The organism is Microbulbifer variabilis ATCC 700307, assembly GCF_000380565.1.
Lineage (GTDB): Bacteria > Pseudomonadota > Gammaproteobacteria > Pseudomonadales > Cellvibrionaceae > Microbulbifer > Microbulbifer variabilis.
This window is the reverse complement of the sequence record NZ_AQYJ01000022.1, coordinates 144,853-157,474: the sequence shown is the minus strand read 5'-3', so window position 1 is coordinate 157,474 and position 12,622 is coordinate 144,853. Positions and strand designations below refer to the sequence as shown.

The following is a 12,622-nucleotide window of genomic DNA, read 5'->3' as shown; positions in this document are numbered from 1 at the left end:
GAGTCTGCAGTAATGATTGGATACTATATTTCCCTGGCACTGCGAAGCCTGCGTCGTACACCGACATTAAGTGCGTTGATGGTCGCTGCTATCGCGGTGGGTGTGGGTGCCTCCATGACAGTACTCACCCTCAACTACATGATGTCGCAGAACGCGCTAGAGCATAAAGACGATGTTCTTTTTGCCGTTCAACTCGATAGCTGGGATGTTAATGAAGCCGCAAATACTACCAATGAAATTCCCTGGCAGTTGACTTATAGAGATGCCCAAGCCCTACTGCGCTCTGACATCCCCACTCATCAGGTGGCCATGCACCGCTATGGTTTTACCGTGGAACTGGAAGAGTCAGCAATCCGGCCTTATACCGCTGACATCCGCGTAACCACCCGTGATTTCTTTAACCTATTCGATATCCCTTTTATATATGGAGGCACCTGGGAGAAGACTGCCGACAGCTCACCCATGCAAGTGGTGATACTCTCCAAGGCCACCAATGAAAAGTTATTCTCTGGAGAAGACAGCGTTGGTGAAACCGTCATATTAAATAGCCAACCTTTTACCGTCATTGGCGTTATTGATACCTGGGAACCCTCACCCAAAGTTTACGATGTCAATAATGGTTCCTTTACGAAAGTTGAATCCCTTTTCGTGCCTTTTGGTCTTCACCGCAAGCTGGAAATTTACAGCTGGGGGAATACCAATGGCTGGGATAGTGGAGAGGGCGAAGGTTATGAGGGTTTCCTACAAAGTGAGAGCGTCTGGATTCAGTACTGGGTGGAACTCACTAATAAAGAACAAAAAACCGAGTACGAAAACTTTCTAACCGCATATATTCAAGGGCAGAAGGACCAAGGGCGCTTCGAGCGACCATTGAAATTTGCCCTGAGTAAACCTTCCGAATGGCTGGTTCTCAACGAAGTCCTCAGCGATGACAACCGCGTATTGGGCTGGGTATCCCTGGCTTTTCTGTTAGTTTGCGTTATCAACGCAGTAGCTCTATTACTCGCCAAGTTTCTCCGCAAAGCGCCTGAAGCGGGTGTGCGTCGGGCACTTGGAGCCAGCCGCAATGCCATTTTCACGCAGCACCTCATTGAAAGTTCAACCATCGGTATTCTCGGTGGAATAGCCGGTATTTTACTTGCTTTTATGGGGATCAGTGGAATCCGTTATTTAGCTATGGGACAACAGGATACGGTCGCGAGGATGGATTGGGTGATGGTGATCGCAGCCATTGGTCTCGCGCTAATCGCAAGCCTGCTGGCAGGGCTTTACCCAGCTTGGCGTATCAGTCGCACTAACCCTTCCATTTACCTGAAAACCCAGTAAGGACGAGTCATGCTTGAATTAAAACCCATGTTATCCGCCCTCTGGCGTAACAAAGTGCCTGCCCTGCTGATCGCTCTTCAACTTGCATTGACACTGGCAATCATCAGCAACACGGTTGTGATCGTAAAAGATCGTATTGCAAAGATAGAAAGGCCCACCGGTATTGCCGTAGAGGAGATCATTGCCATCAACGTGATGGCAATTCCCAATAACTACGACATGATTGGAGCCGTTTCTTCTGATTTGGAGTTACTGCGAAAACTGCCTTTCGTCAAAGATGCAACCATTACCAACCAAGTCCCCTTATCGCGGTCTGGCTCCGCGGGCACTTTTTACACTCAACCTAATCAGGAGGTCGGCGGAGAGGTCTCTAACAGATACAACACCGACCCAAACTTTATCAATACCCTAGGTTTAAAATTAGTGGCGGGGCGAAATTTTACCAATGCAGAAATGCAATATTTTGATCCAAGTGAAATTCGGGATATCAATGTCGCAGTTATTACCCAGCAGTTCGCCGATAAAATTTACCCAGACCAAGATCCTATTGGAAAACCCCTCTATGATGGCAACACTTCCCATCCAATAGAAATTATTGGTGTTATCGAACGGCATCTGGGCGCCTGGGTGGACTGGTCAAAAGCAGGTAATGTGGCCTTTTTCCCCATTGTCAGAAATACTCAGGACGTCAATTATTTAGTACGCGCCGAACCAGGCAAGCGCGATGATGTGTTAAAAACCTTGGTAGATAAACTGTCTGAAAGGGACCCTCAAAGAGTCATTAAAACCAGAGTGCTCTCAGAGTATGTCGCTCGCAGTTATGCAGGCGATAACTTAATGGTCAAAGTGTTATCTATTGTTGCGGCCACACTCAGCTTTATCGTAGCGCTGGGGATCGTCGGGCTGACAATCTTCTGGATTAACCAACGCGCCAAACAAATAGGTGTTAGACGGGCACTAGGGGCTAGCCGCAGCAATATCAGCCGCTATTTCCTGATTGAAAACAGTCTGATTGCCGTTACCGGTATCGCCCTGGGTAGTGCCGCAGCCCTAATCGTTAATCAGTATATGGTACGCGATTACTCTCAGCCGGTATTAACCCTACTACCTCTCCTTATCTGTGCTCTATTGGTATTGGTTGTTAGTCTCGCTGCTGCACTAGCGCCAGCACTGCGTGCAGCCAATATCTCTCCGGCTACCGCCACGCGCAGTGTATAAAATCAAATTGAAACTGGTGGTCGGGCTTTTTAGCTGACCGCCAGTTTGGCGAAAAGTAAGATAGTAAATAAAAAGGGAGAATTTATTATGCGAAATTATTTGATGGCTCTAGGTTTTACTGCCATATCAATTTTCATACCCACAGCAATTGCCGAGCAACATCCCGTCGTTGCCGGCCCTCAAGCTACGGAGAAATTAGAAAAGGAAATCACCGTTGTGGACTCACAACTTTTTGATGCTGTTTTCAACAGCTGCGACATTAAAAAACTGGGTCAACTCGTCACCGATGATTTTGAAATGTACCATGATAAGTGGGGGAAAACTGCAAGCTCAGCACAAGAGTTTCTCAATGGTATTAGCAGTATGTGTGAACGTCAAAAATCCGGCAGTGACATTAAAGCGCGCCGCGAACTCATTAACGATAGTGTTAGAGTTTTCCCAATGAACAACTACGGGGCCATTCAAAGCGGTACACATAAATTTTATGGCATAAATGCTGATAACAGCGAAGTATTACGCGAGAGTGGACAGTTCACCCACCTCTGGAAAAAAGAGGATGGGCAGTGGAAGCTCGCCAGAGTATTGAGTTTTGATCACCAACCTGCCAGCAATGGTCATTAGCCTCTGACACTAACGTTCAAACCTACGGCCTGGATTTAAACACCAGCGGCAGCAGTTCCCCCTAACCACTCACTCATTGCATAATGGCCAGCTTACAAGCTGGCTCTTGGTCCTATGGATAAAATACTCATTATTGACGATAACAGCGGTATCGTCTCGGCCCTGGAAATACTGTTGTCATTACATGACTTGCAGCCCCTCTGTGCCATTACTCCCCAGGCAGGTCTGCAATTATTACGAGAGAACCGGGATATCAGCCTGGTGATTCAGGATATGAACTTCACTGCGGACACCACCTCTGGTGAAGAGGGGCGCGAACTGTTTTTTGCTATTCGCGAAATCAATCCGGATCTGCCCATTATCCTCTTGACCGCCTGGACGCAATTGGAAATGGCGGTGGAGCTGGTCCGCGCTGGAGCGGCCGATTACCTGGGCAAACCCTGGGACGATAACAAGCTGATCTCCACGATTGTCAACTTACTAGAGCTGGGCGAGCTACAAAAGCGCCAGCGTGCGTCACAACAACAGGCAATGAATGCCCGCAGCGAACTGCGAGAAAAGTTTGATCTACGAGATATTATTTACCGTAGCGATAATATGCAAAAGCTTTTGGAAATGGCCACCCAGGTAGCCAAGTCCGATGTACCTGTGCTGATCACAGGCCCCAACGGGGCGGGTAAAGAAAAAATAGCCGATATTGTTCAAGCTAACTCACTACTCCGTGATGGCCCCTTTATCAAAGTGAATGTCGGAGCACTGCCGGAGGAGCTGATGGAAGCGGAGCTCTTTGGCGCGGAACCCGGAGCCTACACCGGAGCAGGAAATAAGGCCCGTGAAGGTCGTTTTGAGGCGGCCGATGGAGGCACCCTGTTTCTCGACGAGATCGGCGAACTCTCTGCCAGTGGCCAGGTAAAACTGCTACGTGTGCTGCAAACCGGAGAATTCCAGCGTCTTGGCAGCAGTCAAACGCGGAAGGTTAAAGTACGGGTAATCAGCGCTACCAACAGTAACCTGCCCAAGTCCATCACTGAGGGCAACTTCCGCCAGGACTTATACTACCGCCTGAATGTGATCGAGCTGCGTCTACCGCCTCTTTGTGAACGCCCCGAGGATATAGCACCTCTGGCAATAAGCTTTTTAGGTGAAAACAGTAACCCCAAAAAACTTTCCCCACAGGCACTGACCGCAATGACCCGCTACCAGTGGCCAGGCAATGTACGCGAATTACAGAATGTGATGCAGCGTGCATCAGTCCTGTGCCAGGAGGACACCATTGATGAGGCGGTGCTGGCCTTGCCCGAACAGCCTGTAACTGAAAAAGTTGATGTGAGTTTTGAGCCTAGTAGGGAGCTACTACAGCAAACCCTAGCCAGCTGCAATGGTATTATTGCCCAGGCTGCAAGAGAGCTGGGTATGAGCCGTCAAGCGCTGTATCGTCGCTTGGAAAAACATGGTATTTCCTATTGATGTCCAAACATTTTTCCCTGGAGGGGCGCATCGTTGCCACAGCCACTCTGGCATTGATTATAGGTACAGCTATCCCATGGCTTTGTATTTATATAGGCCTGGATCCACGCTTATCGTGGGCTACGGGGCTGTTCCTCGGGATTATTATTATCCTGGGGCTGATGCGTCAGGTTCTCACTCCCCTGACGACCACCCTTAAATCCTTACAGGGGGGACTACTTAATTTTCGCGATGGTGATTTTTCGATCTCTCTGGTCCCTCCCAGGGATATAGAGCTCCGCCAGATTACAAATTTATACAACGAAATCGGTGAGCACCTGCGACGTGAGCGCGCTCATATTTATCAGCGCGAATTGCTCCTCGATACTGTGATCCAAAGCTCACCGCAAGCGCTGTTACTTGTCGATCAAAGCGATCACATCATTTATTCCAACAGCAGTGCCAAAAAACTACTTAATGCCGGCAGGCCCATCCAGGGCCTGCTTTTACAGAAACTACTCCCCAATAGCCCAGGGGAGATCGCAAATGCTATTAATAATTGGGAAAACGGGCTTTTTAACTACACCGATACAAATGGAACTCACTCCATGCACATCGGTAATAGTACATTTGTACTCAATGCGCAAAAGCACCGCTTGATTGTTTTGCGTGAGATGACAAGAGAGTTAACCCGCGCTGAAGTAGAAGTTTGGAAAAAAGTCATTCGCCTAATCAGCCATGAGCTCAATAATTCTTTGGCCCCCATATCCTCACTGGCGCACTCAGGCAAAATGCTTATCGCCAAGCCGGATAAAGCTGCGGCGCTGGAAAAAGTTTTTGATATCATCGCCGACCGCTGCAAACACCTGACGGAATTTACCCAGGGCTATGCCAGTTTCGCGAAGCTGCCCGCCCCCAGTTGCGAAACTGTGGATTGGCAGACACTTATCGAGCGTATTGCCCCCTTGCAGGAATTCACCTTGTCGGGGGATTTACCAGAGCGCCAGGGGTATTTTGACCCAGTACAAATCGAGCAAGCCCTACTGAACCTGATCAAAAACTCCCACGAGGCCGGTTCCAGTAATGAAGATATTAAAATTACCATCAGCACTGATGGCCTAGGACAAAAACTCGTAATTGCGGATCGCGGCTGCGGCATGAGTGAAAAAGTTCTACAACAGGCACTACTTCCATTTTTTTCTACCAAAGAACAGGGTGTGGGCCTTGGCTTAGCGCTGTGCAGAGAAATTGTCGATGCCCACGGAGGACACATTCAACTGCTAAACCGCCCTGAGGGAGGATTACAAATTACCTTATGGCTGCCCTGGGCTAAAGAATCTCACTAACGAGGAACTTGCCCAAAAAGCAAACCATCAAATGGTTATCTGCTCAAATAGCAAGTTATACAATAAATTAAGTGTCATTCAGACCTATAGCAGCTTTGGCTAAACAAGGCGGCCCCCTATTTATGGGAGCAAAAAACTTTAACAAAAATTTCTTTTATACAACTACCTAAAGCAACCCTATCCAACAAAATCACGGCAGAATAAATAGTGCTCCTCCAGCGGCTAATTTAGTGCGAAGCCTGATTTCAGCTGACCAGGGAACAGACAGGTGTATTGAACCCTCAAATGACAATAAGATTGATTCTTACTTCTCTTTTCTTCTGTAAAAAGTGTTAATCCCAGCAAAAACCTCTCGTCCAGCTACTCTGAATTTTTGAAGCCCTAACCAATTAATTTGGACACTTTTCTAGCATGGACCGGAAACAGACTATCTCCCGTAGAAAATTCCTCAAAATCTCCAGCTGCTCACTAGCGATATTACCGGCGGCAGTTATTGTCACAGATCGCACTAACGCACAGATCAAGGCAAAAAAAGAAGCCGTGAATTATCAGGACACACCAAATAATGGCAAGAAGTGCGTTGACTGCCAGCTTTTCCAGCCGCCTAATGCCTGCATCGTGGTCGAAGGAGAAATCAGTCCTGAGGGGTGGTGCAGCCTGTTTGTCCTCAAACAGGGTGATGCCACCTCGGACTAGGCTGGCACCCTTTGCTCACCACGCAGCTTACTCACATCCGCACGTGGGGGGAGGCCAAACATGCGGCTGTACTCACGGCTAAAATGTGAAGGACTTTCATAGCCCACCCTATAGCTGGCGGAAGCTGCCTCCAGGCCCTCAGTGAGCATCAAGCGGCGGGCTTCATGTAAGCGCAATTTCTTTTGAAACTGCAGGGGCGACATGCGGGTGATTTGCTTGAAGCTGTGATACAGCGATGACTCGCTCATATTCGCCTGCTCTGCCAAGTCACTAATGCGTAGCGGCTCCGAGTAGCGGTCCTTCAATACTTCAATGACTCTGGATACCCGATTTGCCTGACTGTCTGCCATAGCAAACTTGCGCATACGGGCACCGATTTCACCCATTAAGGCGCGATAGATAATCTCCCGTCGCGCCAGGGGGGCCAATATCTGAGCATCCACAGGAGTTTCCAACAGGTGTACCAGCCGGCTCAATGCATCCAGCATTCCCTGATCCATCTGCGTCACACAAAGGCCACAACTCACTTCAGGGCAGTCATACCCCGCCTCCACTCCCGGGGCCTTATCTCCCAGCTCCAATACCAGGTCAGCTACTTCTTTGGGATCTATCGTTAACTTCACACCGAGGAAAGGGGTGTCCTCCGAAGCACGCTCTACTCGCCCAAGAATGGGAAGATGTACTGAAGTCGCCACATAGCTGAGAGGCATATAGGAAATTTCCCTGTCTCCCAACTCCAGAGTTTTACTTCCCTGAATAATAAAATTGAGAGATGGCGCATATACAGAGGAGGCACAAGCTACCGGCTCGTTACAACGGATTAGGGCCAAACCATCCAAGTAGGTTTCTATTAGCCCCTGCTCGGGTGCCAGTCGCTGGAGTGTCCCGGCCAACTTCTTGCGAGTAGGTTCCAGCAAAGAAGTTGGAGACTGTTGATTCACACTGCCATCGGTTCTCATACGTTCCCCTTTCGACCGCATCCCAGCGGGCTACATCAATCTAGGTGGCTCACAGTATACGGAGTTTTAGGCAATCTCCCGACTCTTTTGCAGGAATGGGCAATTACCGTGCAGTAATAGATAACCGCAGACGAATCATACCTCTCAAATCACGGTAAAATCTCATTCAATTTGACAAACAACTAGTTATATATCCAGTTCCAATTACTCCCCCCATGCGGCACTCATTTCTACATCACTTTCCCCCTTAAGCAGGAATAGGCAATCAATCCATAGTTACCGGATACCCTCATCATCTTGCTCATCATTAAAGTTGCAGCCCTAGTAGGAGAGGAGCCATTCAGCACCTCCCTCTTCCGTAGCAAAGGGAGTACACGCGTTATGGTCAAGAAATTAACAGTCACTTTACTCGGTCTGTCCGCACTGATTCTGTCCGGTTGTGGCACCGGCGAGCCTGCGGGACAACAGCCGCCGCCACCTGCGGTTGAAGTTGCAAAAGTCGGCTCTGAGCCTACCACCCTGTGGCGCAGTTTCACCGGGCGAGTTGTAGCGCCCGAAACCGTGGAATTACGTCCCCGCGTGAGTGGCTATATCGACCAGGTTTCCTTTGCCGAAGGTGCCCTAGTAAAACGTGGCGATGTCCTGTTCACCATCGACCAACGCCCCTATAAAGCCCGTCTTCGTGCTGCTGAGGCCGATTTACAGCGAGTGCGCAGCCAGCTGTCCTTCAGTGAAAAACAGGCCGGCCGCGCTCAGCAGCTACTGGACAGTAAAGCGATCTCCCGCGAGGAATACGACCGTCGCATCGCCTCAAGGGACGCGGAACGCGCAGCCCTAAGCGCCGCAGAAGCAGCAGTGGAAAACGCCCGACTCGACCTCCAGTACACTCAGGTCAAGGCTCCAATTAGTGGTCAGGTAAGTCGCGCCCTAGTCACTAAAGGTAATCTCGCTAATGCCGATGCCACCTTGCTGACCACTCTGGTCTCTGTAGACCCCATGTACGTCTACTTCGAAAGCGATGAACAGACTTTCGCCGAGAGCCGCCGCCTGCTCAAGGCCGATTCTGCGCCTCCAGTACATATCGGCCTCTCCGGTGAAAACGGCTACCCCCATAAGGGCAAGCTGGACTTTATCGATAATCGCCTCAATAGCCACACAGGCACCATCCAGTTCCGGGCAGTGGTTTCCAATACCGAAGGTACTTTTAAGCCCGGACAGTTCGCCCGTGTGGAGATGCCCATTGAAGAAATGGATCAAGCAGTACTAATCGATAGCAAGGCCGTACTTACCGATCAGGACCGCCGCTACGTCTATGTGGTCACTCAAGAGAACCTGACAGAACGTCGCCCAATTCAAGTAGGGCCACGCCAGGGTGAGCGCACGGTAATTCGCAGTGGCCTGCAAGTTGGCGAACGAATTGTGGTCAACGGCCTGCAGAAAATTTTCTTCCCCGGTATGCCCGTGGTGCCTGAAATGGTTGCCCAGCAAGTGCGGGGTGGTGGCGCCCAGGCAGCGGGCCACTGAGACAACGGGTAGAAGGCAGCCCTACTATGGCCAGCATCCACTCTGGAAGAGTTATATCAATGGAATTCGAGCGTTTATATTGCCGCTCACGGGGTAGCAGTGTATGAATTTTTCCCGTTTCTTTGTCGACCGACCTATTTTTGCATCGGTGCTGTCGATCATTATTTTTGTGGTGGGTCTGATCAGTATCCCATCGCTACCGGTTAGTGAATATCCGGAAGTTGTACCACCCAGCGTGCAAGTTAGCGCTCGCTACCCTGGAGCCAACCCCAAAACGATTTCCGAAACTGTTGCCACACCATTGGAGGAAGCCATCAATGGTGTAGAAAACATGATCTACATGAAGTCGGTAGCAGGCAGTGACGGCACCCTCACTTTAAATGTCACTTTTAAACTGGGCACCGATCCAGACCAGGCCCAGGTTCAGGTACAAAACCGGGTATCCCAGGCACTACCCCGTCTACCGGAAGATGTACGCCGCCAGGGGGTAACCACGCAGAAGCAGTCGCCCAACCTGATGATGGCGGTGCATCTGATCTCTCCAGACGACAGCCTCGATGCGACCTATATTCGCAACTACGCCGTACTGCATATCCGTGATGAGCTGTCGCGCATTCCCGGTGTGGGCCTGGCCGCCGTATTTGGCTCCGGAGACTATGCCATGCGCCTGTGGGTGGACCCGCAGAAAGCGGCGGCCCTGGGCGTGACTGCAGCGGATATCGTCAGCTCAGTGCGTGAACAAAATGTACAGGTGTCCGCCGGACAGATCGGCGCCTCGCCGATGCCCAATGGTTCTGATTTCCTGATCTCTATCAACGCCAAGGGCCGCCTGCAAAGCGAGGAAGAGTTTGGCAATGTGGTACTGAAGACCGGCAGCGATGGTGAAATTACCCGATTGCGTGACGTGGCGCGGGTTGAACTGGCTTCATCTCAAGACTCTCTACGCGCCTTGTTAAACGGCCGCCAGGCGGTTGCCATTCCGATTTTCCAGTCTCCAGGCTCCAATTCCCTGGAAGTCTCCGCTGCAGTGCGCGAGAAGATGGCAGAACTGGGAGAACAGTTCCCCGAAGGCCTGGAGTGGAAAGTTGCCTACGACCCAACCGTATTCGTCAGCACTTCCATCAGCTCTGTGATCAAGACCCTTCTGGAGGCGGTGCTGCTGGTAGTGCTGGTGGTTATCCTGTTCCTGCAGACCTGGCGCGCCTCCCTGATTCCACTCTTGGCCGTGCCGGTATCTATTGTCGGCACCTTTGCGGTGCTGTTGATGCTGGGCTTCTCGATCAACACCCTGACCCTGTTCGCCATGGTACTGGCCATCGGTATTGTGGTGGATGACGCCATCGTGGTGGTGGAAAACGTCGAGCGCAATATCGAGGAGGGACTGACACCTTTAGCCGCTGCCCACCAGGCCATGCGCGAGGTGAGCGGTCCGATTGTCGCCATCAGTTTGGTGCTCTGTGCGGTATTTGTGCCCATGGCCTTCCTGGACGGCATCACCGGTCAGTTCTACCGCCAGTTCGCCACCACCATTGCCATCGCCACCATTATCTCCGCGATCAACTCCCTGACTCTGTCCCCGGCTCTGGCGGCAACCCTGCTGAAGCCCCACGGTGCCAAGCCGGATATACCCGCGCGCATTATCGAGCGCCTGTTCGGCTGGTTATTCCGCCCGTTCAACCGCTTCTTCCAGCGCAACTCCGAGCGCTATCAGCGGGTGGTGGGCCATAGCCTCAAGCGTCGCGGTATCGTATTTGGGGCCTACCTGATATTGCTCGGCGGTACCTTCGCCCTGTTCCAACAGGTGCCCGGCGGCTTTATTCCGGTTCAGGATAAGACTTACCTGGTGGGTAGTATTCGCCTGCCGGAAGGTGCCTCCCTGGACCGCACCGAGGAAGTTGCTCGCCGCGTGAGTGAATTGGCTTTGGAAACTGAGGGGGTTGCCAACGCCGCGGCCTTTGTCGGCTTCAATGCCCTGCAAAGTACCAACACCCCCAACGTGGGCACGGTATTTATCCTGTTCGACGATTTCGATGAACGTGAGCGCAGTGCCCAGGAAATCGCTGCGGAGCTAAATGGCAAAATCTCACAGATCAAGGAAGGCTTTGCCATGACCTTTATGCCGCCGCCCATCTTCGGGCTGGGTGCTGGGTCCGGCTACTCCCTCTATGTCCAGGACCGTCGCGGTGCCGGCTACGGTGAGCTGCAAAATGCTACCAATATGCTGGCTGGGGCCCTGAGCCAAGCCAGCGGCCTCAGCTACCCCTTCAGCTCCTACCAGGCCAATGTGCCGCAGATGGACGCCGAGGTAGACCGCCTACAGGCCAAAGCCCAGGGCGTGCGTATGGACGATCTATTCGGCACCCTGCAGCTGTATTTCGGCTCCATGTATATCAACGACTTCAACTTGTTCGGTCGCACCTACCAGGTGGTTGCCCAGGCAGATGCGCCTTTCCGCGATGAAGTGCAGGATCTCGATAATCTCTACACTCGCAATATGAATGGGGAGATGGTGCCCATCAGCACCATGGTGACCCTGCGCCAGAGTTACGGACCAGACCCGGTGATCCGCTACAACGGCTATCCGGCAGCCGACCTGATGGGGCAGTCCGATCCCAGCATGTTGTCCTCTTCCGAGGCACTGGCAGCGGTTGAGCAGGTTGCCAGCCAAGCCCTGCCACCGGGCATGCAAATCCAGTGGACCGACCTCAGCTTCCAGCAGGTCAACCAGGGCAATGCCGCTATGGTGGTTTTCCCACTCGCAGTACTGCTGGTATTCCTGGTACTGGCCGCACTCTATGAGAGCTGGGTTATGCCGCTGGCGGTGATCCTGATCGTGCCCATGTGCCTGCTGGCTGCACTATTCGGAGTCTGGGCTACTGGCGGCGACAACAATGTTTTCGTTCAAGTCGGGCTGGTTGTTTTAATGGGACTTGCCTGTAAAAACGCCATTCTGATTGTGGAGTTTGCCCGCGAACTGGAAATGGACGGTAAGGGCCCGGTAGAAGCTGCCTTGGAAGCCTGCCGCCTACGTCTTCGTCCGATCATTATGACTTCCGTCGCCTTTATTGCCGGTGTTGTTCCACTGGTATTGGCCGGCGGCGCTGGCGCTGAGGTGCGCAATGCCATGGGCATTACCGTATTTACCGGCATGATCGGTGTCACACTGTTTGGCCTGTTCCTGACACCCGTGTTTTATGTTGCCCTACGCAAAATTGCCGGCGGTAAAATATCCACGTCAAAGAATGTAAGCGCACATCAAGTCCAGGATACCCCCTTGCCGTTAGAACAACCTGCTAACGGCTAAAGCCCCTTACCCCCAGGCACATATTTGTGCCTGGGGCTTTTTCTTTTTACGCTCGTCTTTTCAATAGCGGGCACCGGCCTGGAACCCTTTCCCCATTTGCTCAAAAGTAATTCTTGCCCTCATAGGCAAGGCGTTGAGTCACACTATGCGAGGAAACCAGTCCCTCCAAACGGTTCACAAAC

The 12,622-nt window shown here is 51.6% G+C and carries 9 protein-coding genes; 8 read left to right on the top strand and 1 reads right to left on the bottom strand.

What is annotated here, in order from left to right; translation table 11 throughout:
• The first annotated feature begins 12 nt into the window (after nt 1-12).
• The 6 genes from G367_RS0104895 to G367_RS0104870 all read left to right on the top strand — a co-directional run bounded on the left by G367_RS0104895 (nt 13) and on the right by G367_RS0104870 (nt 6,653).
• On the top strand, nt 13-1,326 hold the full coding sequence (locus G367_RS0104895; protein WP_020411991.1) for an ABC transporter permease: 1,314 nt from the start codon (nt 13-15) through the stop codon (nt 1,324-1,326).
• Nucleotides 1,327-1,335: 9 nt separating this feature from the next.
• Nucleotides 1,336-2,544, top strand: coding sequence for an FtsX-like permease family protein (locus G367_RS0104890; protein ID WP_020411990.1), 1,209 nt, complete (start codon nt 1,336-1,338; stop codon nt 2,542-2,544).
• 87 nt (nt 2,545-2,631) lie between these two features.
• Nucleotides 2,632-3,165 carry a nuclear transport factor 2 family protein gene (locus G367_RS23110; RefSeq protein ID WP_020411989.1) on the top strand — a complete coding sequence of 178 codons (534 nt, stop codon included), beginning with the start codon at nt 2,632-2,634 and terminating at the stop codon, nt 3,163-3,165.
• Between the two features lie 114 nt (nt 3,166-3,279).
• Nucleotides 3,280-4,632 carry a sigma-54-dependent transcriptional regulator gene (locus tag G367_RS0104880; RefSeq protein ID WP_020411988.1) on the top strand — a complete coding sequence of 451 codons (1,353 nt, stop codon included), beginning with the start codon at nt 3,280-3,282 and terminating at the stop codon, nt 4,630-4,632.
• Nucleotides 4,632-5,957 (top strand): sensor histidine kinase, encoded by a 1,326-nt coding sequence (locus G367_RS0104875; protein ID WP_020411987.1) that lies wholly within the window; start codon nt 4,632-4,634, stop codon nt 5,955-5,957. The genes G367_RS0104880 and G367_RS0104875 overlap by 1 nt, the downstream gene beginning before the upstream one ends.
• Nucleotides 5,958-6,368: 411 nt before the next feature.
• The gene (locus G367_RS0104870) at nt 6,369-6,653 is read left to right on the top strand and encodes a high-potential iron-sulfur protein (protein ID WP_020411986.1); all 285 of its coding nucleotides are present in this window, start codon (nt 6,369-6,371) and stop codon (nt 6,651-6,653) included.
• Here the strand turns inward: G367_RS0104870 and G367_RS23105 are convergent.
• Entirely contained in the window at nt 6,650-7,612 is a 963-nt protein-coding gene (locus G367_RS23105) for an AraC family transcriptional regulator (RefSeq protein WP_020411985.1), read from the bottom strand. The two genes, G367_RS0104870 and G367_RS23105, sit on opposite strands and share 4 nt — an antisense overlap.
• 381 nt (nt 7,613-7,993) lie before the next feature.
• Between G367_RS23105 and G367_RS0104860 the strand changes: the two genes are divergently transcribed.
• A complete protein-coding gene (locus tag G367_RS0104860; RefSeq protein WP_020411984.1) occupies nt 7,994-9,136 on the top strand; it encodes an efflux RND transporter periplasmic adaptor subunit in 1,143 nt (380 codons plus the stop codon).
• Between the two features lie 103 nt (nt 9,137-9,239).
• Nucleotides 9,240-12,440 (top strand): efflux RND transporter permease subunit, encoded by a 3,201-nt coding sequence (locus G367_RS0104855; protein ID WP_020411983.1) that lies wholly within the window; start codon nt 9,240-9,242, stop codon nt 12,438-12,440.
• Nucleotides 12,441-12,622: the final 182 nt, after the last annotated feature.

What these genes read in the sequence shown, in the direction of transcription:
- G367_RS0104895 (WP_020411991.1), top strand. Translation starts at nt 13, where the DNA reads ATGATTGGATACTATATTTCCCTGGCACTGCGAAGCCTGCGTCGTACA.
- G367_RS0104890 (WP_020411990.1), top strand. Translation starts at nt 1,336, where the DNA reads ATGCTTGAATTAAAACCCATGTTATCCGCCCTCTGGCGTAACAAAGTG.
- G367_RS23110 (WP_020411989.1), top strand. Translation starts at nt 2,632, where the DNA reads ATGCGAAATTATTTGATGGCTCTAGGTTTTACTGCCATATCAATTTTC.
- G367_RS0104880 (WP_020411988.1), top strand. Translation starts at nt 3,280, where the DNA reads ATGGATAAAATACTCATTATTGACGATAACAGCGGTATCGTCTCGGCC.
- G367_RS0104875 (WP_020411987.1), top strand. Translation starts at nt 4,632, where the DNA reads ATGTCCAAACATTTTTCCCTGGAGGGGCGCATCGTTGCCACAGCCACT.
- G367_RS0104870 (WP_020411986.1), top strand. Translation starts at nt 6,369, where the DNA reads ATGGACCGGAAACAGACTATCTCCCGTAGAAAATTCCTCAAAATCTCC.
- G367_RS23105 (WP_020411985.1), bottom strand. Translation starts at nt 7,612, where the DNA reads ATGAGAACCGATGGCAGTGTGAATCAACAGTCTCCAACTTCTTTGCTG.
- G367_RS0104860 (WP_020411984.1), top strand. Translation starts at nt 7,994, where the DNA reads ATGGTCAAGAAATTAACAGTCACTTTACTCGGTCTGTCCGCACTGATT.
- G367_RS0104855 (WP_020411983.1), top strand. Translation starts at nt 9,240, where the DNA reads ATGAATTTTTCCCGTTTCTTTGTCGACCGACCTATTTTTGCATCGGTG.